The sequence below is a fragment of the Bacteroides mediterraneensis genome, assembly GCF_016900355.1.
Lineage (GTDB): Bacteria > Bacteroidota > Bacteroidia > Bacteroidales > Bacteroidaceae > Phocaeicola.
Map to the genome: position 1 here is coordinate 41,456 of NZ_JACJKA010000010.1, position 25,386 is coordinate 66,841.

At 45.2% G+C, this 25,386-nt stretch carries 22 protein-coding genes and 2 pseudogenes; 8 read left to right on the plus strand and 16 right to left on the minus strand.

The genetic code is table 11. From position 1 onward, the window contains the following. Positions 1 to 59 precede the first annotated feature (59 nt). The 14 genes and pseudogenes from H6A28_RS06945 to H6A28_RS07005 all read right to left on the minus strand — a co-directional run bounded on the left by H6A28_RS06945 (position 60) and on the right by H6A28_RS07005 (position 12,704). Complete coding sequence (locus H6A28_RS06945) at positions 60 to 1,010, minus strand: glycosyltransferase family 2 protein (protein WP_204479511.1); 951 nt, start codon at positions 1,008 to 1,010, stop codon at positions 60 to 62. 12 nt (positions 1,011 to 1,022) lie between these two features. Further along, the gene (locus tag H6A28_RS15390) at positions 1,023 to 2,174 is read right to left on the minus strand and encodes an EpsG family protein (RefSeq protein ID WP_204479513.1); all 1,152 of its coding nucleotides are present in this window, start codon (positions 2,172 to 2,174) and stop codon (positions 1,023 to 1,025) included. 209 nt (positions 2,175 to 2,383) lie between these two features. Further along, positions 2,384 to 3,478, minus strand: a pseudogene (locus H6A28_RS15395) (IS66 family transposase); the annotation flags it as partial. Between the two features lie 250 nt (positions 3,479 to 3,728). Then, on the minus strand, positions 3,729 to 4,094 hold the full coding sequence (locus tag H6A28_RS06960; RefSeq protein ID WP_204479515.1) for a hypothetical protein: 366 nt from the start codon (positions 4,092 to 4,094) through the stop codon (positions 3,729 to 3,731). Positions 4,095 to 4,187: 93 nt separating this feature from the next. Further along, on the minus strand, positions 4,188 to 5,144 hold the full coding sequence (locus H6A28_RS06965; protein ID WP_204479517.1) for a glycosyltransferase family 2 protein: 957 nt from the start codon (positions 5,142 to 5,144) through the stop codon (positions 4,188 to 4,190). A 231-nt stretch (positions 5,145 to 5,375) separates the two neighbouring features. Next, positions 5,376 to 5,711 (minus strand): annotated as a pseudogene (locus tag H6A28_RS06970) (IS66 family transposase); the annotation flags it as partial. Next, complete coding sequence (locus H6A28_RS06975; RefSeq protein ID WP_204479573.1) at positions 5,681 to 5,983, minus strand: hypothetical protein; 303 nt, start codon at positions 5,981 to 5,983, stop codon at positions 5,681 to 5,683. The pseudogene H6A28_RS06970 and the gene H6A28_RS06975, both read right to left, overlap by 31 nt. Beyond that, positions 5,970 to 7,010, minus strand: coding sequence for an NAD-dependent epimerase/dehydratase family protein (locus H6A28_RS06980; protein WP_204479519.1), 1,041 nt, complete (start codon positions 7,008 to 7,010; stop codon positions 5,970 to 5,972). The genes H6A28_RS06975 and H6A28_RS06980 overlap by 14 nt, the downstream gene beginning before the upstream one ends. A gap of 12 nt (positions 7,011 to 7,022) precedes the next feature. Next, positions 7,023 to 8,132, minus strand: coding sequence for an ATP-grasp domain-containing protein (locus H6A28_RS06985; protein ID WP_204479520.1), 1,110 nt, complete (start codon positions 8,130 to 8,132; stop codon positions 7,023 to 7,025). A 9-nt stretch (positions 8,133 to 8,141) separates the two neighbouring features. Continuing rightward, positions 8,142 to 9,353 (minus strand): ATP-grasp domain-containing protein, encoded by a 1,212-nt coding sequence (locus tag H6A28_RS06990; protein ID WP_204479522.1) that lies wholly within the window; start codon positions 9,351 to 9,353, stop codon positions 8,142 to 8,144. Beyond that, positions 9,350 to 10,465: a DegT/DnrJ/EryC1/StrS family aminotransferase gene (locus H6A28_RS06995; protein ID WP_204479524.1), complete on the minus strand. Its 1,116-nt coding sequence runs from the start codon at positions 10,463 to 10,465 to the stop codon at positions 9,350 to 9,352. The genes H6A28_RS06990 and H6A28_RS06995 overlap by 4 nt, the downstream gene beginning before the upstream one ends. A gap of 14 nt (positions 10,466 to 10,479) precedes the next feature. Further along, positions 10,480 to 11,916, minus strand: a complete 1,437-nt coding sequence (locus H6A28_RS07000; protein WP_204479526.1) for a lipopolysaccharide biosynthesis protein — start codon at positions 11,914 to 11,916, stop codon at positions 10,480 to 10,482. A 489-nt stretch (positions 11,917 to 12,405) separates the two neighbouring features. Continuing rightward, positions 12,406 to 12,537, minus strand: a complete 132-nt coding sequence (locus tag H6A28_RS15305; RefSeq protein ID WP_262896990.1) for a hypothetical protein — start codon at positions 12,535 to 12,537, stop codon at positions 12,406 to 12,408. Between the two features lie 5 nt (positions 12,538 to 12,542). Continuing rightward, the gene (locus H6A28_RS07005) at positions 12,543 to 12,704 is read right to left on the minus strand and encodes a hypothetical protein (RefSeq protein WP_204479528.1); all 162 of its coding nucleotides are present in this window, start codon (positions 12,702 to 12,704) and stop codon (positions 12,543 to 12,545) included. A 155-nt stretch (positions 12,705 to 12,859) separates the two neighbouring features. Between H6A28_RS07005 and H6A28_RS07010 the strand changes: the two genes are divergently transcribed. Then, positions 12,860 to 14,953, plus strand: coding sequence for a BT4734/BF3469 family protein (locus H6A28_RS07010; RefSeq protein ID WP_204479529.1), 2,094 nt, complete (start codon positions 12,860 to 12,862; stop codon positions 14,951 to 14,953). A 4-nt stretch (positions 14,954 to 14,957) separates the two neighbouring features. Here H6A28_RS07010 and H6A28_RS07015 read toward each other — a convergent pair whose 3' ends face one another. Beyond that, positions 14,958 to 16,097, minus strand: coding sequence for a chain-length determining protein (locus H6A28_RS07015; RefSeq protein ID WP_204479531.1), 1,140 nt, complete (start codon positions 16,095 to 16,097; stop codon positions 14,958 to 14,960). A 38-nt stretch (positions 16,098 to 16,135) separates the two neighbouring features. After that, positions 16,136 to 18,709, minus strand: coding sequence for an SLBB domain-containing protein (locus H6A28_RS07020; protein WP_430641270.1), 2,574 nt, complete (start codon positions 18,707 to 18,709; stop codon positions 16,136 to 16,138). Positions 18,710 to 19,008: 299 nt separating this feature from the next. On the opposite strand from H6A28_RS07020, the gene H6A28_RS07025 reads away from it, so the two are divergent. The 7 genes from H6A28_RS07025 (at position 19,009) to H6A28_RS07055 (ending at position 25,379) form a co-directional block, all read left to right on the plus strand. Then, positions 19,009 to 19,272 (plus strand): DUF4248 domain-containing protein, encoded by a 264-nt coding sequence (locus tag H6A28_RS07025; protein WP_430641268.1) that lies wholly within the window; start codon positions 19,009 to 19,011, stop codon positions 19,270 to 19,272. A 158-nt stretch (positions 19,273 to 19,430) separates the two neighbouring features. After that, positions 19,431 to 19,868 carry an HU family DNA-binding protein gene (locus H6A28_RS07030; RefSeq protein WP_204476256.1) on the plus strand — a complete coding sequence of 146 codons (438 nt, stop codon included), beginning with the start codon at positions 19,431 to 19,433 and terminating at the stop codon, positions 19,866 to 19,868. Between the two features lie 97 nt (positions 19,869 to 19,965). Then, complete coding sequence (locus H6A28_RS07035) at positions 19,966 to 20,409, plus strand: N-acetylmuramoyl-L-alanine amidase (protein WP_204479533.1); 444 nt, start codon at positions 19,966 to 19,968, stop codon at positions 20,407 to 20,409. A gap of 806 nt (positions 20,410 to 21,215) precedes the next feature. Beyond that, on the plus strand, positions 21,216 to 22,475 hold the full coding sequence (locus H6A28_RS07040; protein WP_204476260.1) for an MFS transporter: 1,260 nt from the start codon (positions 21,216 to 21,218) through the stop codon (positions 22,473 to 22,475). 17 nt (positions 22,476 to 22,492) lie between these two features. Beyond that, positions 22,493 to 23,194: a 16S rRNA (uracil(1498)-N(3))-methyltransferase gene (locus H6A28_RS07045; RefSeq protein WP_204479534.1), complete on the plus strand. Its 702-nt coding sequence runs from the start codon at positions 22,493 to 22,495 to the stop codon at positions 23,192 to 23,194. A gap of 31 nt (positions 23,195 to 23,225) precedes the next feature. After that, entirely contained in the window at positions 23,226 to 24,728 is a 1,503-nt protein-coding gene (locus H6A28_RS07050) for a DUF4836 family protein (protein WP_204479536.1), read from the plus strand. A 6-nt stretch (positions 24,729 to 24,734) separates the two neighbouring features. Beyond that, positions 24,735 to 25,379 carry an ATP-binding cassette domain-containing protein gene (locus H6A28_RS07055; protein ID WP_204476263.1) on the plus strand — a complete coding sequence of 215 codons (645 nt, stop codon included), beginning with the start codon at positions 24,735 to 24,737 and terminating at the stop codon, positions 25,377 to 25,379. Positions 25,380 to 25,386: the final 7 nt, after the last annotated feature.

Consider the following 25,386-nt stretch of genomic DNA (forward strand, 5'->3'; position numbering starts at 1 on the left):
ATTCTTGTACTTTATAATTTACCATCAGATACGTAGATGTCTATTGGTTGCCATATCCATTACGTGTTTTTTGTTAGTAAATAGTATTTAATGTATTTCAGTTTATTCTTTAGAGATAGGGAAGAATTAAAAAATACTTCAGTGAGTGAGTTACTTATAGGTATTTCTCTATTTATATATTTTATAATTTCTTTATTGTCATTAATTTGATTGGCAAGATATAAAGCATATGTTTTATTACTGATCGCATAAGCTTGGATTAATGAATATAAGCAGGAGAGCTGTTTATTCTTTCGAACTATTTCCAGGCATTTTTTTGTGCTCATAATATAATCTCTTATTTTCTTTAGAGATGGAGTGGCAATAATGCTATCTGCTCTCATACGATATTTATATAGAGCTTGGTTGATAAATACGGCTTGCCCACACACTTCGATAACTTTAAATGTGAAAATTTGATCTTCGTAATATATGCCAGGGTCAAATAAACATTGATTTATATATTCTTTTGAATAAAGTTTGTTCACTACATGGCAACCTAATTTATAAGATAATATTAGTTCATATATCTCTTCTTTATTATAAATTCGGCTTTCATCTGTTTTTAAATTGTTGAATGAGGCTGATTTCCCATTTCCCCAAAATTGTAGCATATCACAAATAACCAATGGCACATTGAACCTTTTTGCTTTGTTATATAGCTTTTCACACATATCTGAATCAATCCAATCATCGCTGTCTAGAAACATAATGTATTCTCCAACTGCGTGTCTTATTCCTGTATTTCTTGCAGAACTTAAGCCTTGATTCGGCTGATTAATGATAGTAATAGATGGATATTTTTTATATTTATTCAGTATTCGTGGACTGTCATCTGTTGAGCCATCATTGATTATGATGATTTCAATATTTTTTAGTGTCTGATTTAAAACACTGTTTAGACATTCTTCTAGATAATCAGCTACATTATATACTGGAACTATTATACTAATTTTTATGTTTGATTCCATTTTTATTTGGTGTTATATAAATTGGTATGGTAGGTTTTTTGTCCCATGAAGAATGGCATTAAAAAACCATGCTAGTGATATTGCAATTAAAAAAGTAATGATCAATATATTCCTTGTACGTTTATTTTTAGGGGAGCACTGGGTTAGCATATAGACTAAAAATCCCAACATGATGAAACGAAAGTTGGCGAAATAGTAATTGATTCTGGATAGAGTTATTGAAGCTGTTGAAAAGTAATAAAGAAATGAACCAAATAAAAACAGATTGAAGAATATATTAATATTTATTTTATTGCTATAGAATGTCCGTAGTTCCTTTAGATGATAAACTATAATTAAGTCTATAGATAGATAAATGAGAGATGCCATTCCTAAGCTGGTGTTTCTTGCCGTTAATTGTAAATTATCCGAATTTTCTGCATATGATGATACCCTATCGAAAGCTGTTAATACTGTTCCTATGCTGGGAAATAGCACATTTAGGATGAAATAGCTTAATATCCCCCCACCTACAAATGAAGATAGAACAATGATAGCAGGCCATTTCCTTGTGCTGAATATTTCACGATGTACAATAAAATAAGCAGGCAGCATCAAAAAGATACTTTTATGGAAAAGGCTAATGGCAGTAATAGATAGGAAATAAGGGAGAAATTTCCTTTTCTGTATAAATGGTATCGTGCAGAGGTACATATAGAAAGCCGTCATCTGTCTCATCCCATTTAAGGAATCAAAAAAGGTGGATGATGTAATGTAAAAGAACAAGACCCAACCGGCCATAGAACGGTAAATTTTACAGAATTTGAAAAGAAAAGAAGATTGCAGGAAGGCTATGGATAAAAACAGAAAACAAGGATGCATTCTATGTTTGGCAAAAAAGTTTACGATAGCAGAAAAACCGGGTTCAAAGGAAACGTAGTTTCCGATATGAGCAATAAAATCGGCTCTTGGTGATGATTGTCCCAAGTATACTTCTCTATATAAAAGATAATCTACACCCACGTCATATCGTAATCCAATAATCAGAGTGAAATAGATAATTCCGACCCAGTAAAAGGGGTGTATTGATATATTCCTTCCGATTGTTGTATGGTATTTTAGCCCATATCCGGATAAAGGGAGTATGAGGAGTAAGCTTAAATATACGAATAAGCCAAGTAGCATAATATACGATTTAAATTAATAAGTTCTATTATCCTATATATGTGAGAAATAATGGAATTTATTGTTGATGTTATTAAATTAAATGGCGTGATTAAGAAATAGTATTCTGTACATCTATATACTTGTAAACTTCCAATTTTAGAGCACCCCCTTTTAGACGGGTGCCAGCAGGCACCCGTCTAAAAAAGAGTTCACAAATTTAACGATTATTATTTGCATATTGTCATGGGAAGCAGGTTTTCGTAATCCGTTCTTCCCTTTTTTAATTCTTTGAGCAGCCTGCAGAAGTAATCCCTGAAGGAGACTCCTGCCTGTTTGCAGGTTTCTATAAAGGTATTATAGATTGCGGAGTTCTGTATTCCCTTCACACTTCCGAAGAACAGGCTGTTCTTTCGTTGGACAGTGATTGGTCTTATCGCTCTTTCCACCGCCATATTGTCTATTGAGTATTCTCCATCGTTTCTGTAGGCGAAGATCTGATTCCAGAAGTTCTTCAGATACTTAAGGGCCTTGCCCATAAGTTCACTTCGGCTCTCATCCGGATTTGCAAGCAGATCATAAAGCTCTGTCCTTATCTTATCAATGATTTCCGTCGTTTCCTTACTGTTTCTTCTGTGGTAAATCTCGTCTGAAGTGAGTTTTTCCCGGCGGTAAGTCTCTTCCATGCCGTATAACTTTGCTATCAGCTCAAAGAAGATTCTTGCCTGCAGACTTCCTTGGTCGTAGGCATACTTGAACTTAGCTCTTGCATGAGCCAGACAACAGAGATGCTCTATATCCATAAGTTCGTTGTCAAGATACAGATAGAAGGGGAGAGGATTGGCACCGTCCTGAGGGCAATCTTCTTGAGGGCAGGTATCAGCTTATTGAGTTGCATTGCACCTTTGTCAGCCCAGTTCAGCAGGTTCTGTGGAGAAGTGTTCAAGTCCATATCCGACAGACGGTTCTTAGCCTCCTTGTATGCAGGTGTTGACATCTTTCTAATCATCTTTTTCATCATGCTTTCCTTTTACAGTCTTTTTACGGTCAATGCCTTTGAGGCTTTTAGATGAAGCGTAGGTCTGGGTGTTCATAAGTGAAAGACGCTCGACAAGGGCGTTATGCTTTTTCTCAAGCTTTTTGTATTCCTTGTCGCGGAGCTTGCATTCAATGGCAGCCTTCTCAGCCTTGCTGTTTGCCTTAAGCAGGGCATCTGTAAGGGAATCAATCTTACGGTTGGCGTCCTTCAGGTCTTTTCCTATTTCATCAAGTCGTGCTATCATTTCATCAAGCTGCTTGCTCTTGTTCTGATTCTCTTCAAACAGGAACAGGGCGAACCTCTTTATCTGCTCATTATCCATACCTTCAAGGGGTGTATGCTCCTTTTCAGGCCTGTTCATCATCTCTTCAAGATGCTTCTGTCTGAGTATGTGTTCTATAAGTTCCTCTGTTTCCATGTTCTCTGAATTTTTACCCCGTGGTATCGACCGCGGATTATCTCACATATACGCTGAGCCTTGCATCTCATATCATGAAGCTCAGGAAGGTAGTAGAAGTTGTGAAGACCGTTGATGCTCAGCATAAGCCCTCCAGTTTCTCTACCAGCGTTTTCAGCCCCTGATAGTCTAAGCCTTTCTTCTGAATGCACAAGCCTTCACGTGTTTTTATCGTCACCATGATGCTTCCTTTATGGGGAGTTGTACGTTTGGACTTGTCTTTAGCAACATCCTGCCGTTCTTCATTGCCTGTCCGAATCAACTCTTCCGGAATTCCTTCCACTTCTACAGGTACAACCTTCTTTTGTGTCTTCTTGAACCAGTCATAGAATGCCGTGTATGGAATATTGTTGCTAATGCAGAATGAGTTGATGGAAACCCCTTTGGGCTCACCCTCGGTTTTGTATAGGAACCACAGTCTTTCAAAGTCTTTTTCGCTAAACATAATCTTTCAAGTTTTAAGTTTAGCACGAAGGTATGGGAAAGAGCCATGCTAGTCAATACGCCAATTTTGGAAGTTTACTGGAAAAAATAATAATTAACGTTTCTCTGAATTACAGTGAATCATTTTTTTTATTGTATAAACAATGATTCTTTTAATTGTATAAAAAGGCGTTTTTTTTAATGCTTTCCAGAGAATATCATATCTGGTTTTTATTCCTTTATGCGTCAAAGAATACATAAAGCATCTATCGACTGAAAAATATGCATAAGCATGTAATGCAGTAGCTTTATATTGTTTCCCAAATGTTTCGTAGATGGCCAAGTCATGAGTTAAACGTATTAAGTCTTGTTGGTAAGATCTGTTGAATATCATTCCGCCTTCATGCTTTCTATATACACTCATGCAGTCACTCATACCTTTTACCTTACCTTGGTGTGCGCAACTGAGAAATAATACGATATCTCCATATATAAAATCTTTGTTATTCTTTGCATTTTGATAGAATTTACTGAAGAATATATCTTTTTTTAGCAATACAGAAGCAGTTGGAACAATCCATTTTTTATAGATTTCAATTCCTGTATAATCTTTATCTTTGATAGTTGAAAAAGGCCTATCTATTATCTTCCCCGATTCAAAGTGTTCTGTCGCATTATGAAAACACATAGTATATTCGGGATGTGATTCCATAAAATTCACTTGTTTTTGAAGTTTATAAGGATCAATCCAATAGTCGTCACCTTCACATAAGGCAATATATTTTCCTTTGCATGCTGCATTCACAATTCGTGCTAAAGAACCATCATGTTTTGAATATTGATTTTCTGTTTCAAAAATCGGTTTAATAATATCTGGATATTTTTCAGCATATTCCCTTATGATAGCAGCAGTATTATCTGTAGATGCATCATCATGCACAATGGCTTCAAACTTAAAGTTTGTTTTTTGCATTATGAACCCTTCTAATGCATCACGAATATATTTTTCATGGTTGTATGCAAGGCATCGGATACTTACTAAAGGTACTTCTATATTGTTAATATTAGTCATATTTTTAAAGATTGCTATTCAATGATGTCTTTAAGTATCATAATTGTTGAACCCTAAGAAGTTTATGTAGGATGTATAATAAAATCTTATCAAATGATTTTCAAGCTTCATGGTTCCCTCCTTAAAATATTATTATAGGCTTTCTGGTAAACTTCCAATTTTAGGGCACCCCTTTTTAGACGGGCGCCAGCAGGCACCCGTCTAAAAAAGAGTCCACAAATTTAACGATTATTATTTGCATATTGTCATGGGAAGAAGGTTTTCGTAATCCGTTCTTCCTTTTTTTAATTCTTTGAGCAGCCTGCAGAAGTAATCCCTGAAGGAGACTCCTGCCTGTTTGCAGGTTTCTATAAAGGTATTATAGATTACGGAGTTCTGTATTCCCTTCACACTTCCGAAGAACGGGCTGTTCTTTCGTTGGACAGTGATTGGTCTTATCGCTCTTTCCGCCGCCATATTGTCTATTGAGTATTCTCCGTCATTTCTGTAGGCGAAGATCTGATTCCAGAAGTTCTTCAGATAGTTAAGGGCCTTGCTCATAAGTTCACTTCGGCTCTCATCCGGATTTCATATCTATGAAGACAATAAATCATATCCTTTATAAGTGAATTCCTACTGAATTTTCCTTCCCATTTTGATTCATATTTGTCTAACCATTCATTGATGAATGGCATACCACCCTTGTAGTATTTATTGTCAAATATATAATAAAAGAAAACGTATATATTTTTCCAAAATTTAGAATTATCAGCCTTATAACTTAACCAATTTTCAAACCAGTTGTCAATTTTCCAACGTGTAATACGTGGAGAAATACCAAAATATTTATCTTTTTTCATCTTCTTCCTTATAATAATCAGATTCTAGCCCCCAAATCTTACGAAATGGTTGTTCTTTCATATCTCGTTTAAAATCCTCAAGATAACTTTTGAAATTATATTGAGGGTGATAACCTAATTCACGTTCTGTTTTAGAATAATCTAAAACAAACTGTGTAGAAGAAGGCTTATCAGGACAATATATAATCGGACACTTCTTTCCTTTTGGGGAGAAAATATCTGCTATTGCTTCTATACGTTCACGTAGTGTGCTACCACCGCTACCAACATTATAGAATCCCCCATCATGATTTGCTTCGGTTGCTTTCTCTATGATTTGTAGAAAATCTTTAATACAGATTGTTTCAAGAATGCGATCTGGATCCCCCCAAATTTCAAGAGTTTCACCTTTCATTGCTTTATAAATAAGGAACCTGTCAGACACCATGACTTTTTCTCCATCTATATAAGTATAAGGATTTGGATGATAAAGATAAATTCGAGATAAACGGAATATAAATCTTTTCAAACCATATGTCTGATAATAATGTTCTATTAAGTCACATGCTGCATTTTTACATATTACATAAACAGCATGATCTCCTTTATATGGTGTAAGGTGAGTTGGCTCTGCAGGTATTGGTTCTTTATGTCCAAATAAATGATATACATCAAAGAGTGATTGAGGGAATATAATTCTATCTACTTTAGCTTTTCGACAGTATTCTAATACATTCATAGTTCCTTGAATAATTGAAGAAATGTACAGATTTCCGTTAAAGCCTTTCATCGAAGCCGGTAATGCTCCTGCAAAGTTTAATACCGCCCAAATGTTATCTTGAGGAAGACGATTGAATGATGATTTATCTGCAATATCAAGAGTTAGATATTCGATATCCTGTTCGTTATAAAAGCCGTTATCAGAATGACTATGCCCTACAGCTATTACATCATATCCACATTTTTTCATGTGTACAGCAACATGAGCTCCAAGTGAACCAGTTGCACCTAAAACAATAACACGTTTACCGTTTTTTATAGTCGACATATATAATTAGATTTATATTATTCTATTCTCTGATTGATATATAATGTAACCATTCTTTGAAGCATTTCCCTTACATTCTTTTAAGTCTATGGATTCAATTGCTCCATCTACATACCAAGGCTGTAAATGAGCTTTCTTGAATAATGGAAGCAACTGTTCTGTCTGCTTGGTTAAAAAAACAATTCCTGAGCATTTGCTATCTCCTAAAACAGGTTCATGAAAAGTTCTTATAGCAACATCTATCATTGCTCCAATGTAGTCATATCCAGTACTAAGATAAACCAATCTATTTGATATTTCATCTCCCCCTCCTCGTGGATTAATTTCAATCAAATAGATTTTTCCATCTTCTGAAATTTTTAATTCGGAATGTGATGCTCCTGATACATATCCAACAGCTTCAAGTATTTTGGGAATAATATTCCTAATCTTTTTTTGTATGTAATCTGGTAAATTTGAAGGTTGGTGATGCCCTAACTCTACAAAGTGAGGAGCACCAGAAGAATCCTTATCTGTAATTTGTATTACATAATGTTTTCCCTGAAAGGAGATAGACTCAACAGAAACTTCCCTACCTTGTATGAATTCTTCAACTAAAACAGGAGTATTGGAAGCTTCTAACGCATAGTTTACAGCATTTTGAAATTCCTGATTGTTATCTGCGAAAGAAACTCCATTTTTACCACTCCCAGTTACAGGTTTTACCACACATGGAAGAAAATGTGGTTTTCTATCATTACTGTTGAACATGTATGAATGTATTGGATGTAGCTCTTCAATACACTCCGTTAGCAGCCTTGTTTTGTACTTATTTTGAAGATTGGTTATGATATTATAAGGAGTACATTCTAAGTTCAATTTGTAAGCAACATATGATGCAATATTTGCTGTAAGTTCCGAGCCGTTGCTTATTACACCATCTACACATATTTCCTTGCATTTTTCAACTATAGTATCCTTATTTATAATTGATATTTCATAATATTCATCGATTAATTCCGGTGGAATACAACCACGATTATATGAAAATGCAATTGTATAAATGCCTTTCTCTTTTGCTTTAATATATAATTGCTTTTGTCCTTCTGCAGTTCCTATTATGGCTAATTTAATACTCTTCATTTTATTGAATTATTTAGTTATAATCTTCAGCCATTTCTTTTGATTATAGATGTTTTTATCAATGTCACTTTCGTTTTCAAATCTAAGGACTAAGGTTCCAATAGCATCATTTGCACCTCTAAAGGCTGATATCTTATCATTTTTTTTTACCCATAAATCTACTTGTTTTACATATCTGTTGTAGAATTCTTGGTCTATATCTAATTTTTCAAAATATCCGTCTTTATCTGCATGAAGTATTATTTCTGCCCAATGGCCGTTGTATGGTTTTTGTTCAATGTCTATGACTTTGTCTCCTACGGCAGCTCTTACTGCATTAGCTATTAAATCTATTCCAGTAGATAATCTTAACATTTCTGATAAACGATTACCACCACCACGTGGAGACACTTCCATAATATATGGTTTGCCGTTTTTGCCTACTCTTGTTTCTACATTATATATGGATGTCTTCATTCCTAATAATGTTAGAAGTCTTTGTAATTCTGATGTAAGTTCAATTTCTTGTTTTTTCGACATTGTTGATGGCCAACTAAATGCGGAAGGTGTATATGGGTTTGCTGCTTGTACATCAAATCTTTGTGCTGAAAACGAAATGAACTTTAATTCTCCATCCACAGAAAAACTGTCACTATCAGAGGAACAACCTTCTTGCTCTATGAATTCTTCAATAATGATCCTATTGGAGAATGAATGCTCAAATGCATGTTCTATGGCTTTCTTTAATTGTTCTATATTATCTACTTTTGTTACGCCTTTACTACCGGCTGAGTCTGTAGGTTTTATTATTAATGGCCATTCAAAACCTTCTAAACCATTTAACGCCTCTTCTACAGAAGAGAAGCCTTTTGCTTTGGGAGTATTAAAGCCGTGTTCTGTTAAGAAAGCTCTGAAACGGTCTTTGTTTTGCAAAATACAAACAGATTCATACGGACCAAACGCTGGTAAACCCATTTTTTCTTGTACATATGCGGCTGTGACTACTCCTGGATCTACCGCAAATGACATTACACCGTCAATCTGAAGCTCTTGTGCTAATTTTAGTACAGCATCTTTATCGATAATGCTGACATTGTGGTATTCATCAGAAAATTTATGGGCAATGTTGTTCGGTAAATAATCGCAGGTGATTACGTAATACCCTTCTTTATGCGCAGCTTCTATCACGGGTATTAAATATCTTAATCCTCCTAATAAAAGAAGTCTTTTTTGTTTTTTCATTTATTGATGATTGTTTTAAGTACTCTTTCTATATCTTCTTCCTTCAAAGCATGATGCATCGGAAGGCAGATTACGGTGTCTGCCATTTTATGTGACATTGGAAGGTTTTCGGGGTTTGCGCTTTCCAAGCCTCGATAAGTAGAGAATGTACTGATAAGTGGGTAGAAATAGCGGCGACCAAGTACATTCTGTTCCTTCATCTTGAAATAAAGCTCATCACGGGTCATCCCGTATTTTTCTGCATCTACAAAAATGGGGAAATAAGAGTAATTGTGTTTTACTCCCGGCATGTCGTCAAAGAAAGTAATGCCTTCTACATTTCTCAGAGCTTCTCGATATTTGATGGCTACCTGATGGCGAGCTTCAATGGCAGCGTCTACCTGACGAAGATTGAGCAGTCCGTATGCGGCACGAACCTCATCCATTTTACTATTGATGCCAGGGGCTACCACAGTAACTTCATTGGCAAAACCGAAGTTCTTCAAATAATCAATGCGCTTCTTAGTTTCCGCATCGTGCATTACCAATGCTCCACCTTCAATGGTATTGTAAACTTTGGTGGCATGGAAACTGAGTGTAGACATGTCACCTGCATTCAGGATACTTTCTCCGTTTACTTCTACACCAAAAGCATGGGCTGCATCATAAATTACTTTTAAACCGTATTTGTCAGCGATTTCCTTGATGCGTTGAGTATTGCAAGGCTTTCCATAGACGTGTACAGGCATAATGGCCGTAGTTTTAGGAGTAATGGCTGCTTCAATCTTGTCTGGATCCATATTGCCGGTTTGGGGATCAATATCTATAAATACAGGCTTGATGCCATTCCACCATAGGGAATGGGTGGTGGCCACAAAGCTGTATGGAGTCGTAATAACTTCACCTGTAATGCGGAGAGCTTGCAAGGCTGTAATCAAGGGAAGAGTTCCATTTGTGAACAAGCTGATATAGGGTACTTTCAGGTATTCGCACAAGGCTTTTTCCAACTCCTGATGATAGTGACCGTTGTTGGTAATCCATTTGCGATTCCAAATATCTTTCAACAATTTATTAAGTTCTCCTAAGTCTGGTAAAAGGGGAGAAGTTACAGTAATAATTTTTTCCTTTTCCATAATTATTGATGTTTTTATTTTCGTTTCAAAATAGAATACAACTCTTTCAATTCGTCAAATTTGAAGATCCAAGCTGATCCGATATAGTAAATGATGCCAGTAAGTATTCCACCTGTGAGTTTCATAATGTTATTTTCGCAGAATGGAAGTACTCCAAAGTCGATGATTACCCACATTGTTAGGACAAGTACAAGAGTTGGAGTGAGATCTTTCATTTGGCGAATGAACCCAACATTGATTAATTTCCCTGTATAATACGTGTTGATAGTCAATGCGATGAGGGAGGACGCTATCTGCCCATAACACATCGAAATTAGCCCGAGAGGGATAGTAAGGCAAAGTATAAAAACTCCGAGTATCTTTTTTATAATTTCCAATCTCAAAAATAAATCTGAACGTCCTTCCACTTGTAGCAGGTTTAAATTGATGGCATGTATGGGATACCACATGGCGGAAAAACAGATAATTTGCAGAATGATTGCAGCAAAATGCCATTGTTCTTTTAACAAGAGTAAAATAAAAGGTTCTGCTACTGCTGATAATCCAACCATTAGTGGGAATATTATAAATGCTGATATCTTGAGTATTTTACGGTATGCATGTGCCAATTTCTCTTTGTCATCTTGTATTTTGCATAATACAGGATAGGTAACCCTTTGCAATATTCCAGTGAGATTGGATGAGGGAAAGTCAGAGAATTGCTGAGCACGCGTATAATATCCTAATTTGGAAGCTGTAAATAATTTCCCGATTACGATAAGATAAATGTTTCTATAAAGTGTATCCAGCAATCCTGATGCTAATAATTTACTTCCGAATGAAAAAAGTTCTCGGAACGAGTTTTTTGAGAATCTTCCTCTTGGATACCATTTAGCAAATATCCATAAAAGGAGTGTGTTTAAACTTAAATTTGTTAGTTGCTGAGTGACAATAGACCATACACCAAATCCGATGTATGCCATTATTATACCTGTTATACCCGAGAGAATTGCAGCCAATAGGCTGGCTTTTGCTTGTGTCTTGAAATCAAGGCGTATAGTAAGTAGGGCACGTTGGACAACAGCTAGAGAGTTAAATATGACTCCCAGTGATATGACGCGCATAATAGAAGTCAGTGAAGATGTCTGATAGAAATCTGCAACCCATGGTGCAGCAATATAGAATATCAGATAGATAAATAAACCTACTACTATGTTAAAGTAAAAAACGGTTGAATTATCTGTCTCAGTCCGGTTTTGTTTTCGAATTAGGGCTTGAGAAAATCCGCTGTCAATCAGTGTTTGAGCTATAGCAATAAAAATGGTCAGCATACCTACTAATCCATAGTCGTTTGGAGTAAGTAGACGAGCCATTATAATCATAATAAAGAATTGAATTCCCTGTACAGAGAATCGTTCAATGCTGCTCCAGATTACACCACTAATTGTTTGTTTTTTTAGTGATTCAGGCATGGTCTCTGACAATCTTAACAAATATTGCCGTAAATTCTTAGAAAACTTTAGGTCATGCTTCGCCGTTACCACTCCCAAACCGTCCTGTCAGAAATGATAAACCGTATGCTATTATAATATCATACAAAAGTAATGTTTATTTGAATTGTATGCAACCTTTTTAAGGGCTTTTATCGCCCTCTCGGGCACTTTTTATATTTTGACAAGATAAAACGCAAGGGCATTCGTAACAAAACGTAAGTGCGTTTTACTTGAAACACAAGGACGTTTGGACCAAAACACAAGGGCGTTTGGGGTGAAACGCAAGTGCGTTTTTCGGGCAAGGGAAAAGGAGTGAGGAAGGGGAAGCTTGTCAGGGTTGTCGGGGTTGACAGGTAGTTTGTAAACTTCTATAGGAAAGGGTGTGGAATAAACTTATTTTACTTGTTTCCACACCCGTATATAAAAAGTTTGCAAGAAAGGGTGGCAACCCTGCCAACCCCGACAAGGTTAGGTCCGGCGATGGGCGTGCAGACGGTCTAAGTCGGCAGCCAAGGCACGGACGAAATCACGGAGTAGCTCGTCTTGTTTCTCCCTGTTGTCCAGGAGTATACGGTGGTAGACCGTTAGAATTCGGCCCACAAAAATCAGGTCCGTAGAGAGCCCTTTTTTACCTTCAGGTAAGTATGCGGGCTCATCGGAGCCAGTTGGCAGAGTTCGCGTTGGGTGAGCGTTCGGCCATGGGAAAGCACATGATGGCGCCAAGTTTCCAACATCTGTCCTAATTCTGGAAATTTTTTGTTCTTCATAATCATTTTTGTTTAAAATAATTAATTATATATTAAAAAATTGCACACATAAGTGCAATGTATGCTTGTGAAATTTGTCAATTCAGCTTACATTCGTTTGAACGAACCAAAAATCGGCTTCCGATAAAAAAAAATTGACAAATATACAAAAAGCTATGAAGAAAACATTGCTCAGCCTTTTCAAAGGCTATTCCGACACGGTACCTGTGCCGGTGACTCTCAGTGAAGTGGTCCGCTTGATCAGAGAGGACAAAATGTTGGCCGACCATACCGAAAAGTACCGTTATTACCGCTCGCAGGGGCAGCGCTGGGCTGCCGACCGGGAGAAGGCCGCCTGTCCGTGTTTCGCCGTGGCGGTACGCTTTGAAAAGGGCAAACGGAAGGCTGACATCGGCGGATGGACGGGGCTCACCATGGTGGACTTTGACCATTTGCCCAAGGAGCAGGTAGGGGAAGTGTTCAACCGGGTCTGTGGCGAACCGCATACGCTGTTGGCCTATACCACCATCAGTGGGGAAGGAGTGAGGGTGGTGTGTGGCTACGAGTTAGAGAAGGAGACGAGCGATACCGATAGGGGGACCTGCTATACACGGGTCTTCAATGAGGTGAACACGCACTACGGGCAGCTGACAGGCTGTAGTTTTGACCCTGCCTGTAAAAATTCCACCCGGCTGAGCGGGCTGGCATACGACGAGCAGGTATATTTCTGCCCGGAGGCCGAACTTTTCCGCTTCCATCCGAATCGGTTGTTGAGGGCTTCTCCGCGCAACGGGCGGGTGGAACGGGTGGTAGCCCGTATCCGGGAGGAATTGGAGCGTCAGGGGGTGGTGTATGCCCCGCATCACCACAACGAGTACATCATGCGGATGGGCTATCTGATGAATGAATTTGGGTTGCCGCTGAAGCAGGCCGTTGCTTGGGCCGACGGGCGTTTCCCGGAGTACGACGGGGATGTGGCGGCGATTTTCCGTTCGTGTTATGCCGACACGGAGGCGCACGGACGCCGGGAGGCGGAACTGCACCACATGAGGAAAGGAAAGAAAGGGGACTCCCGTTCGCCGCTGGCCGGACCCGACGAGATTGAGCAGTTTCTCACCACACAGGCGGAGTTTCGGAAGAACGTGGTGACCGGAAAAGAGGAAATGCGCTATCCCAATGCCCGGGAGTTTGTGGAACTGACTGACCGCTTAGTGAACTCACTCTGGAGCCGCATGACCAAGGAGGGGCACAACGTGCGGCTGTGCGACGTGCATTCGGTATTGGAGTCGGAGTTCGTGCCCGAGTTCAACCCCTTCGTGCAGTATTTCCAGTCGCTGCCGGAGTGGGACGGGACGACCGACTACATCGGCCAATTGACGGCCACTGTACAGGTGGAGGGCGACGCGGCCCTGTTTGACACCTGTTTCCGCAAGTGGCTGGTGGCCTCGGTGGTTTCGTTGATGGTGAAGGAGGTGACGAATCACGAAATATTGGTGTTGGTGGGGCGGCAGGGATGCTACAAGACCACGTGGCTGGCGCGTTTGTTGCCACCGGAACTGCGGCGGTATTTCTGTGTGCGGTCGAACAACGGGCGGCTGACCAAGGACGACAACTTAGCGCTCTCGGAATTCGCCCTGATCTGCTTAGAGGAGATTGACGAACTGCGCCAAAGTGAGCTGAACCAGCTCAAGGCTTTAGTGACTTTGCCGGCGGTGAACGAGCGAAGGGCTTACGCCCACTACAAGGAAAATCGGCCGCACATTGCGAGTTTCTGTGGCACGACCAACCACTCCGAGTTTCTGAACGACCCGACGGGCAGCCGCCGCTGGCTACCGTTCACGGTGAAACACATTGACGACCCTTACACGCACCCCGTGGACTATGCAGGGGTGTATGCACAGGCCTTGTCACTATGGAAGACAGGGTTCCGCTACTGGTTTGATGAGAAGGAAATCGCGCAGGTAAACGCGCGCAACGAGCGGTTTGAAACGGCCAGTCTGGAAACCGATCTGGTATTAGCCTCTTTCCGGGTGCCGATGCCCGGCGAGGAGTGCCTGTTTTTGACGGTAGGCGAGATTTTGCAGCACATCAGTGGGAGCATGAAAAATCCTCTCAGTGCCGTCAAGGTGGGGCTCGCCCTGCGCAAGGCCGGGTTCGAGCACCTCCGTGTAGGCGGAAAGAGAGGATATCGGGTGGTGATGTACACTTGTGAGGAAGTGAACCGTAACCGCCGTGCATTGGGGCGGTTTACGGAAAATCCCAGTGCCTGAAGACTTACTCCTGCGGTTTGCGCAGGGCTTCCTTCAGCTGTTGCCAATAAGGTTTTCCCAACAACTGCCAAGCACCGGTGAAAACGACCGCCAAGAAGATAAAGCCAATGACAATGACCTTTTTGCTGGTGCCGGAAGGCTGGAGGGGGACTACCGCTGGTTCCACTACGGCAAATACCGGTTTTTCTTCCTGCACCTTGGCGCGGGCCACCTGCAACTGCTGGGCCACCTGGCTGTATACCTGATAGGCTAAATTCATGTCATTCTGCAAGCGTTCGCGTTCCGCCATGGTGCTCTGGAAGACCATGTTGCTGTTGGCATCCACATAGTGTGCATAGTGCCGCTGGGCGTCGTAGTATTCCTGCTGGCGTTCCTTGTACAACTTCTCCAAATACTCACAGTCTTCCTTGGCCTTGCGGGTCCGGTAGGCAATGATGTATTGCTGGAGCTTGGATACTACTGTGTCGGCCATCGTGGCAGTAACTTTTGGGTCCTGCAAGGTCACGGTAAGAGTAATAATACCGCTCTTTTTATCAGGTTCTGCTAAAATGGCCTTTTTTAAACCTTCCAGTTTTGTGGCGTCTTTTTTGTTGAGTTCGATAACTCCTGTTCGGATGCTGTCGGCGGTTGATTCTTCTTTATCTCCAAACAAGGATTTGAGTCCACCGATGGCCATGCTTGGGGCTTTCAACACGTATCCTATCCACGAAGATTTCTCTTCTTCCAGATAGGCGGTGAGGGTGGTATCGACTTTTTGATCTTGATTGACGACACGTGCATCCAGCAGTTCCAACAAGAAAGGAGTAGAGGCCACGATATCCGGCGCCAAGGTGGCATTGAGGGCATCGGGGCTGTTGGAGCCTACATTGGCTCCTAAAAAAGAGGCGGCCATACTGGCCAAGCCGCTACTTCCAGAGTTCCCGCCACTGACTTCGGGAGAAAGGGTCACACTGACGGTATATTGCTTGGGGATTCCAAGTGCGATGAGAATTCCGATGACGAGGCCGACACCCGCTGCCTTGTAGAGCGTCTTGCGAATAGCAATAATCTGTCGGAGAATGCCCATCCAGTCAATGATCAATTCATCATTTTCTGCGGGGGTTGGCTGGTGCTCCGGCTGGGTATATTGTTTGTTTTCTTCCATTTTCTTTATTTTTTAGACATAAGCACAAAAGAACAAATTTATTTCAACAGGTTCGAGAGGGTGGCAAACATGGTGGCCAGGGAAGCAAACGAAGAGGTGTAGCCAATGATTTCAGCAGCAGTGACACGTTTGTTGCTTCGGGTGGGTACGATAATCTCGCAGCCCGGCTCAATCTTGTCTTTGTTACGTCCCTTGATGCGGGCCACCTGACCGTTCATGTAGATGACGAACTTCTTGCTCTTCTTGGCATTGAGGGCGTAGCCGCCGGCCTGGTCGAGGTAGTAGTTGGCGTTCTTGCCGCTGAGATAGCCTACGGTGTTCGGCATCATCACGGCCCCGTTCACCTTCACGGTGTTGTTCAGCTTGGGCACGGTGAGCACGTCGCCTTCGCGCAGCACGAGGTCGTATTCGCTGCCGGGGTTGGCTACGGCCTTATCCAACTCGATTCCTACGCTGAAGGTACTGTCCACCTCAATTTCGAGAGAGTCCATCATGGCCTTACCGAACTGGCGGCTCATCAGGTCGATGACGTCGCGCATGCGTTTCTTCTCTTCCTCGTTGGCCACACGGGTCAGCTTGGCGCCTTTCAGGTAGGCCTTGTTCGTAGCACCGCCGGCTTTCTTCATCAGGTCGGACAGGCGTTCTTCGGTGCTGGTGAGCGAGTAGGTTCCGCCAAACAGCACTTCACCTTCTACCTGCACGTTCTGCTGTGCCTGGTAACCCGGACTGCGGCGTACGAACACCTGGTCGTAGGGCTGGAGGGTGAAGGCCTGCTGGCCGTCGATCACGAAACCGTCTTTCAGGGCGAAGGTGAACATCTGGCCGATGCTGTCGGTCGATTCGGTGCTCTTCGGGTCCTTGATACGGCGGGTGACATCCACACGTACCGTGGAAGCGGCTTCCATGAGTCCACCGGCGCGGATGATGAGGTCTTCCAAGGTCATGTTGTCGGAATAGGTATAGCGGTCGGGGTGGGCCACTTCACCGTAGATGGTGACGTCGCCATAGTCCTTCAAATCGTGGATACTGGGGATGTAGAGGATGTCGTTCTTCTGCAAGGGGACATCGGGTGCGCTGCCGGCCATGATGCCGCGTACGTCCACGCTGAGCATTTCGGAAGTGAGGTCTTCACGTTCGCGTTTCAGCACGGCACGGTTGGTGAAGGCATCGCCCCGCAGACCCTTGGCCTCGGTGATGAGGGCACGCACGGTGTTGATTTCGCCGCTCAGCTGGTAGATGCCGGGACGATAGACGGCGCCGCGTACTTCCAGACGATTGGTGAAGCGGTTCAGGATGGCCTCGGCGGTCACTTCGTCGCCGTTGTGCATGGTATACGTGGAGTAATTGATTTCCTTGACGGTGTTGACTTCGTATTCCTCTCCGTTCTGGCGGATGACGCGCAGAGAAGGAGTGTAGGCATCGGAAGTGAAGCCGCCGGCAAACTTGATGAGGGTGGCGAGGCTCTCGTTCTTCTTCATCTCGTACTTCATAGGGCGTTTCACTTTTCCCTTGAATTTCACCAGGGCCTCGTAGGCGGGCACAATCACCACATCGCCTTCCTGCAGGCGGATGTCATCGTGGGTCTTGCCTTTCAGGATGAAGTCGTACACATCGACGGTGGCCACGGTACGGCCGTTGCGGGCCAACTGTACGTTACGCAAGCTACCGATCTGACTCACGCCGCCGGCACGGTAGAGGGCATGGAATACGGTGGAGAAGGACGACAGGGCGTAGGTGCCGGGCTGCATCACTTCACCCATCACGTTGATCTGGATGGTGCGGGTGTTGCCCAAGGTCAAGCTGATCTGGAGATTGCCGCCGGGAGCGTCGAGTCCGCTGTAGGTCTTGCCCAAGATGCGTTTCAGGTGCTCATTGGCTTCGGTCACGGTCATGCCGCTGAGGTTGACCGGGCCGATTTTCTCGATATTGATGGTGCCGTCGGGCGAGATATCCTGACGGATGGTGTTCTGGCTGGTACCCCAGATGTCGATGATGACCTCATCGCCCGGACCCAGACGGTAGTCGGGAGGAGTGGCGAGGTTCACACTCGGCTCGAAGGTAAGGTTTTCGGTGTTGAAGATGTTGCGTCCGAACACTTCGTTTTCCTGCAGCACACGGGCCAGACTGTCCTGGACGGAGTAGTTCACATAGCTGGAGGCATCGAGCATGTCGGTGATTTCCAGCATGGTGGAGTTGTCTCCGCTGAACACGTCGTAGGAATGTGTGCTCTGGTCGTTTTCCTGGTCGGTATTCTGGTTGTAACGGTTGTTGCGGTTGTTCTTGGAGTCGCGGCTGTTGGAGTCGCGGTCGTATGAGTCGCGGTTTTTGGAGTCGCGGCTGTTGCGGGTGTTGCGGTTGGTGCTCCGGCTGTCGGAGTCCAGTCCGTCGTCTTGCTTGTTGCGCAGGCGTGAACGGTTTTGTTCGCTGCTTGAACTACCGGAGGTGCCGTCCAGGCTTCCCTGTTCGTACAGCTTCTTGATGCGTTCGGCCTGGGCACGGGTCACACCGCGACTGGCCAGTTCGGCAGCCATCTGGTTCTGGTCCTTACCCTGGGCCATGCCTTGTTTTACATACTCCAATACTTGCTGGTCGGTCATGCCCGACTGTGCCATGATAAGGGGCGAGCATGCCAAGAAAAGAAGAAGTGATAACGCTTTAATCTTCATATTGTCCTTTTAAAGTTGTTTTTCAGAATAATAAGGGAATGGCGCACAGACCCTCCCGCGTATTTACAATATAGGTGCAAAGGTAGTGCTAATTTGAAAGCTGTGCAACCTTTTAAGGGCTTTTATAGCCCTCTGGCGGCATCTTTTTTCGGTTTCGACAAAGAAAAAACTGGTGGAAAAACGGACGGAAAACTTGCAGGTGTAGTTAAAAATAAGTAAATTTAATACGTTTAAAATCGACAAAAATGAACGGAATGGATTGGAAAAGGATGCACGGCGGGCCGGACGGAGACCTGCCGTTTCATTGCCGGGTGTACCGGAAGAGTGAGCTGGCCCAGCTGTATTTTCCGGAGTCGGATACGAAGACGGCATTACAGGGACTGGCGCGATGGATCAAGCGGTGTACGGAATTGGGAGAGGCCCTCGAGGCGGTGGGCTACGAAAAGAACCGGCGTTTTTTCCGGAAACCGGAAGTGGAACTGATTGTGAAGTTCTTGGGAGAGCCTTGAAAAATTTTATTTCTACCTACGTCTACCTAAGTCTACATACTTCTACACGACGCAAACCGCGGGTGCTATCTTTGTGGTGTAATCGGAAAGGGAGGCGCCTCCGGACGGATTGCAGGAATTTTGTTTTCAGGTTTAATCAATTAAAAAATGACAGAAGTATGAAAAAGACAGTGACTTATTCAGTAGTAGGACGTGTGAACCCGGCAGATCGTGAAAGTGGGGAAATGAAGTATTATGCACAGTCGCAGGCCCGCGGCGAGATGGGCATCCGGGAGATTTCGGAACGTATCCACCAGATGTGTACCGTGACCCGTGCCGACGTGATGGCGGTGCTGACGGGGCTGGAGGAAATCGTGTCGGAAGGATTGCAGGGCGGCGAAATCGTGCGCTTAGGCGAACTGGGCTCGTTGCAGCTGAGTGTGAGCGGCGAAGGGGCTGCCTCGGAAGAGTTGTACGACGATTCGCTGATTGACAAGGTGCGCGTACTGTTCCGTCCGGGCACGGTGATGCAGGAAGCCATCAACAACTTAGCATTCGAGAAGGTGCCGGTGAAGTATGTGAAGAAAGAGGAATCGGACGAGGAATTAGGGGCTTAAACGGGATGAGCGATGAGAATAACGAAGGTAAAATGGATTGTGGTCAGGGTGTTGAAGTGTCTGCTTTGTATCCTGATTGGTAAAAAGCTGGATTGTGATGAGAAAAATTGACATGATTGTCATCCACTGCACGGCAACGAGGGCGGATTCTCCGCTCTCGCCTGCCGAGCTGACGAGGATGCACCGGAAACGGGGATTCAAGTGTTGCGGGTATCACTATTATGTCCGCATGGACGGGGAGATTTGCACCATGCGCCCGGTGGAACGGGCTGGGGCGCACGCCAAGGGTTACAATGCGCGGAGCATCGGCGTTGCGTATGAAGGGGGACTGGACGAGCGGGGACAGCCGGCGGATACGCGCACGGAACTGCAGAAGCGCTCGCTGCGTATCCTGGTAAGGGTGCTGAAGGAGGACTTCCCGGGCATCACGCAGGTGGTGGGACACCGCGACCTGAGTCCGGACCTGGACGGCGACGGCGTCGTGGAGCCGGAGGAGTGGACGAAAATGTGTCCGTGCTTTGAGGTGAAAAAGGAGTTTTGAGGATATTGACAGGAGAACGGAAGGGCAAAGGTGAAGAACTTTTGTCCTTTTGTTTTTTTTGACAGAAGAACAAAAGAACAAAATTAAGAACTTGTGTTTTTCTGTTCTTGTGTCCAAAAGGTTTATATGACAGAAGAACAAAAGAACAAAATTAAGAACTTGTGTTTTTCTGTTCTTGTGTCCAAAAGGTTTATATGACAGAAGAACAAAAGAACAAAATTAAGAACTTGTGTTTTTCTGTTCTTATGTCCAAAAGGTTTATATGACAGAAGAACAAAAGAACAAAATTAAGAACTTGTGTTTTTCTGTTCTTATGTCCAAAAGGTTTATATGACAGAAGAACAAAAGAACAAAATTAAGAACTTGTGTTTTTCTGTTCTTATGTCCAAAAGGTTTATATGACAGAAGAACAAAAGAACAAAATTAAGAACTTGTGTCTTTCTGTTCTTGTGTCCAAAAGGTTTATATGACAGAAGAACAAAAGAACAAAATTAAGAACTTGTGTTTTTCTGTTCTTATGTCCAAAACCCTACGGGGAGATAAAATAAAAAAAGGGAATCTTCCCAGACTCCCAATCTTCATTAACCTTAAATCTAATACCATGAAAAACACATTGCAAATGTAGGGATTTTATGTTATGAGTCATGTAAATCGATAGAAAATCTGCATCAAATTCAGCTTATTTAACATTTAAGGCCTTCCGGACGGGGTTTCTGCTTACAATTTTTGAGTAGAAGAGGCAAAATCGGTTTGGCAGTTAGGCGGAAAAGTGTATCTTTGTCGTTAAAACCAGAAAAAACGGAACAATGAATATGAAATTTCGACTGATTGTCATGAACTTCCTGCAGTTTGCCGTGTGGGGAGCGTATCTCACTTCCATGGGGACGTACCTGGCAGGTGTGGGACTGGGCGGACATATCGGCATCTTTTATGCGATGCAGGGCATTGTGTCTCTCTTTATGCCGGCGGTGCTGGGCATCGTGGCCGACCGCTGGATTCCGGCGCAGCGTCTGTTAGGACTGAGTCATCTGTTGGCTGCCCTCTTTATGGCGGGGGCCGGGTATTATGCCATGACCACCGGACCGCACGTGGAGTTTTCACCCTTGTTTGCTTTTTATTCCATGAGCGTGGCGTTCTACATGCCGACGCTGGCACTGTCGAACTCGGTGGCGTATACGGCGCTCGACAAGGCGGGGCTGGACACCATCAAGGCGTTTCCGCCCATCCGTACGTTCGGCACCATCGGTTTCATCTGCTCCATGTGGCTGGTCGACCTGATGGGATTCCAGTCGAACTACATGCAGTTCTTTACCTGCTCGGCCTGGGGCGTGGTGCTGGCCATCTATGCCCATACGTTGCCGGAGTGTCCGGTGAGCCGCGGAAGAGGGGAGAAGAAGTCGCTGGTGGAAGCGCTGGGGCTGAAGGCGTTCCTGCTGTTCAAGGACCGCAGGATGGCGGTGTTCTTCATCTTCTCGATGCTGTTAGGCGTGTCGCTGCAGATTACCAACGGGTTTGCCAATCCGTTTATCACGAACTTCAGTGCCATTCCGGAATATGCCGACACCTTCGGGGTGAAGCATGCCAACCTGCTGATTTCGCTCTCACAGATCAGTGAGACGTGCTGCATCCTGCTGATTCCGTTCTTCCTGGGACGGTTCGGTATCAAGCGGGTGATGCTGATTGCCATGGTGGCGTGGGTGCTGCGCTTCGGACTCTTCGGCCTGGGCGACCCGGGCAGCGGGGTGTGGATGTTCGTGCTGTCCATGCTGGTGTATGGCGTGGCGTTCGACTTCTTCAACGTGTCGGGCTCGCTCTATGTAGACAAGGAGACGGACCTTTCCATCCGTTCGAGTGCGCAGGGTCTCTTCATCCTGATGACGAACGGCATCGGGGCGACGGTGGGTACGCTGAGTGCGCAGGCGGTGGTGAACTGTTTCGTGGACTTCAACTCGACGGCGCCGCAGGTGGAAGGATGGAGCCGGGCGTGGTTCGTGTTCGCGGCTTATGCCTTGGTAGTGGCAATTGCATTTGCCTTGATATTCAGATACAAACATAAAACGAATTAAATAGTTACTTGAAGGATATGCACGTATTTTATACACCGGATATAGAACACACGCAGGAGTTGCCGGAAGAGGAAGCCGGACACTGTCTGCGGGTGTTGCGCCTGGGAGTGGGCGACGAGGTGACGCTGACCGACGGGAAGGGGTATTTCTACCGGGCGGTGATTGCGGCGGCCACGCAGAAACGCTGTGTGGTGAAGGTGCTGGAGAAGACGGCACAGGAGCCTTTCTGGCACGGACACCTGCACCTGGCACTGGCGCCCACGAAGAACATGGACCGCATGGAATGGCTGGCGGAGAAAGCCACGGAGATCGGCTTCGACGAGCTGTCGTTCCTGAACTGCCGCTTCTCGGAACGGAAGGTAGTGAAGACTGACCGCGTGGAGAAGATTGTGGTGTCGGCGGTGAAACAGTCGCTCAAGGCCCGCAAGCCGGTGGTGAACGAGATGACGGATTTCCGCAAGTTCATGGAGCGGGATTTCCCGGGGCAGAAGTTCATCGCGCACTGCTACGAGGGGGAGAAACCCTTGCTGCGGCACGTGCTCCGGCCCGACGAGGATGCCGTGGTGCTGATTGGTCCGGAAGGGGATTTCAGTCCGGAGGAGGTGGCACTGGCGGCGGAGAAGGGCTTTCGGGCGGTGAGCTTAGGACGGTCGCGCCTGCGCACGGAAACGGCGGCATTGGTGGCCGTGCACCTGATGAACCTGGCGCACAGCGAATGACACGCATGGTTTAACTTTAAAATAAATGAGTATGAAAAAGACGTGGAAATGGATGGGAGGCCTGGCATTGGGACTGACCTTCCTCTTAGCTTCGTGCGGGGAGAAGAATCCGTACACCAACGCGCTGCCGAAGGATGCGGCGATGGTGATTTCGATGGACCTGAAAGCGATGGCCGAAAAGAGCGGCATGGACAAGCAGGTGCAGCAGTCGGTGGGCACGATGATGAAGTCGTCGCTCAAAGGAACTGCGGATGCGCTGGTAGACAAGATAGTGGACAACCCGGAGGAAAGCGGATTGCGGCTGACCGACCGGGTGTATTTTTTTGCGACACCTCAGGTGGAAATGGGAGGTGTGCTGGTACGTGTGGCCGACAAGGACAAGTTGGAGGACCTGATCGGGCTGCTGCACGAACAGGGACAGTGTGAGGCTCCGGCCGACGGCGACGGTTGCCGCTGGACCGTGGCGGGCGGCGGACTGATGGCCTGGACGGACCATGCTTTTCTGATGGTGGTGAGCCAGGGAAATCCGAGGGACTTGCAGCACCAGGCTTCGATGTGGCTCCGTCAGAAGGACGGAGAGGGCTATTCGGGCACTCCGGACTTTGAAAAACTCAAGAAGGCGGACGAGGACATCGCCATGACGGCTTCGCTGAACCTGATGCCGAAACAGTACCTGACTATGGCGACGATGGGACTGCCGGCTGATTTGAAGTTGCAGGACCTGAAGTCGTTTTCCACCCTGGACTTCCAGGACGGGAAGGCGGTGCTGGAAATGGAAGTACTGACCGAGAATAAGGTATATAAGGATTTGCTGAAGAAACAGGCCGAGGTGGCGGGCCCGATAAAGGGGACGTACCTGGAGACATTCCCGGCCAATACGGTGGGCTGGATGAGTGCGCACGTAGACGGCGGAAAGGCGTACGAGCTGCTGCGCGAGAACCCGACCATCCGTCAGGAGCTGGACAACTCGATGATGCCGCTCGACTTTGAAGCGATTTTCAAGGCGGTGAAGGGTGACGTGGCGCTGGCTGTGCCGGAAATGTCGTTCGCACCGGGATTTATCTTCTATGCGGACGTGACGAACAGTGAGTTCATGCGCACTTTTGAGGACCTGAAACCGCTGCTGGCGATGACCAACGGACAGATGCGTCTGCTGGACAGGGGCAAGGATGCGTATCAGTTTGTGGCCGTGGATGGCTCGATGCTGGGCATGGGCCGCGGACCGGCATCCATCTGGCTGGGTGTGAAGGACAAGCGTTTCTACCTGACCAACCGTGAGAGCCTGATCGGCAAGGAAGTGAAGGGTCAGTCGTTGGAGGATTGCCCGTGGGCCAAGGACGTGAAGGGCAAGCAGTTCTACCTGAGCGTGAACTTCCAGGCCTTGTCGGCTGCTCTGCCGCAACTGCCTTACGTGGGCTTGCTGGACTACCTGACCATCGAGTCGGACGGAGCGACCAAGGGCCGCATGGTATTGCAGATGAAGAACAAGAAAGAGAATGTGCTGAAACAGTTGGTGGAAATGTTCAAGAATTAAGATGAAATGAACTCTATAGAATTACAACAAACCCTGCCGGAGGTCTTTGCGGGACGCGACACTATCGTGTCGGACGTATGGCACCGGCAGGTGGCTTTCCAGAAAGGGAAGATGTATTTGATTGAAGCGGCGTCGGGCACGGGCAAGTCGTCGCTTTGCAGTTTTATTTACGGGTACCGTACGGACTACCAGGGAATCATTACTTTCGACGGGGTGAACGTGCGGAAACTCACGGTGAAGCAGTGGACCGACATCCGCAAGCGCTCGCTGAGCATGCTGTTTCAGGAGCTGCGGCTGTTCCCCGAACTGACGGCGTGGGAGAACGTGCAGCTCAAGAACGGGCTGACGGGCTTCTGCCGCAAACAGCAGGTGAAGGACTGGTTCGAACAGTTGGGCATCGCCGACAAATGGGATGTGAAGGTGGGGAAGATGTCGTACGGGCAGCAGCAGCGCGTGGCTTTCGTGCGGTGTCTGTGCCAGCCGGCCGACTTTTTCTTCCTCGACGAGCCGGTGAGTCACCTGGACGACGGCAACGGGCAGATTATGGCCCGCATCCTGAAGGAAGAGGCTGACCGGCAGGGGGCCGGGGTGATTGTGACGTCTATCGGCAAGCACCTGCCGCTGGAGTATGACAGGGTGCTGAGTTTGTAAGGTTTTT

Bases quoted from the DNA above. Each gene is read 5' to 3' on its own strand.
- H6A28_RS07005 (WP_204479528.1), bottom strand. From the start codon at position 12,704: ATGAAGAACAAAAAATTTCCAGAATTAGGACAGATGTTGGAAACTTGG.
- H6A28_RS07040 (WP_204476260.1), top strand. From the start codon at position 21,216: ATGAATATGAAATTTCGACTGATTGTCATGAACTTCCTGCAGTTTGCC.
- H6A28_RS15390 (WP_204479513.1), bottom strand. From the start codon at position 2,174: ATGCTACTTGGCTTATTCGTATATTTAAGCTTACTCCTCATACTCCCT.
- H6A28_RS06980 (WP_204479519.1), bottom strand. From the start codon at position 7,010: ATGTCGACTATAAAAAACGGTAAACGTGTTATTGTTTTAGGTGCAACT.
- H6A28_RS06965 (WP_204479517.1), bottom strand. From the start codon at position 5,144: ATGACTAATATTAACAATATAGAAGTACCTTTAGTAAGTATCCGATGC.
- H6A28_RS06975 (WP_204479573.1), bottom strand. From the start codon at position 5,983: ATGAAAAAAGATAAATATTTTGGTATTTCTCCACGTATTACACGTTGG.
- H6A28_RS07010 (WP_204479529.1), top strand. From the start codon at position 12,860: ATGAAGAAAACATTGCTCAGCCTTTTCAAAGGCTATTCCGACACGGTA.
- H6A28_RS06985 (WP_204479520.1), bottom strand. From the start codon at position 8,132: ATGAAGAGTATTAAATTAGCCATAATAGGAACTGCAGAAGGACAAAAG.
- H6A28_RS07015 (WP_204479531.1), bottom strand. From the start codon at position 16,097: ATGGAAGAAAACAAACAATATACCCAGCCGGAGCACCAGCCAACCCCC.
- H6A28_RS06995 (WP_204479524.1), bottom strand. From the start codon at position 10,465: ATGGAAAAGGAAAAAATTATTACTGTAACTTCTCCCCTTTTACCAGAC.
- H6A28_RS07035 (WP_204479533.1), top strand. From the start codon at position 19,966: ATGAGAAAAATTGACATGATTGTCATCCACTGCACGGCAACGAGGGCG.
- H6A28_RS07045 (WP_204479534.1), top strand. From the start codon at position 22,493: ATGCACGTATTTTATACACCGGATATAGAACACACGCAGGAGTTGCCG.
- H6A28_RS07050 (WP_204479536.1), top strand. From the start codon at position 23,226: ATGAAAAAGACGTGGAAATGGATGGGAGGCCTGGCATTGGGACTGACC.
- H6A28_RS06990 (WP_204479522.1), bottom strand. From the start codon at position 9,353: ATGAAAAAACAAAAAAGACTTCTTTTATTAGGAGGATTAAGATATTTA.
- H6A28_RS06945 (WP_204479511.1), bottom strand. From the start codon at position 1,010: ATGGAATCAAACATAAAAATTAGTATAATAGTTCCAGTATATAATGTA.
- H6A28_RS07055 (WP_204476263.1), top strand. From the start codon at position 24,735: ATGAACTCTATAGAATTACAACAAACCCTGCCGGAGGTCTTTGCGGGA.
- H6A28_RS07020 (WP_430641270.1), bottom strand. From the start codon at position 18,709: ATGGCACAGTCGGGCATGACCGACCAGCAAGTATTGGAGTATGTAAAA.
- H6A28_RS07025 (WP_430641268.1), top strand. From the start codon at position 19,009: ATGAACGGAATGGATTGGAAAAGGATGCACGGCGGGCCGGACGGAGAC.
- H6A28_RS06960 (WP_204479515.1), bottom strand. From the start codon at position 4,094: ATGTTTAGCGAAAAAGACTTTGAAAGACTGTGGTTCCTATACAAAACC.
- H6A28_RS07000 (WP_204479526.1), bottom strand. From the start codon at position 11,916: ATGCCTGAATCACTAAAAAAACAAACAATTAGTGGTGTAATCTGGAGC.
- H6A28_RS07030 (WP_204476256.1), top strand. From the start codon at position 19,431: ATGAAAAAGACAGTGACTTATTCAGTAGTAGGACGTGTGAACCCGGCA.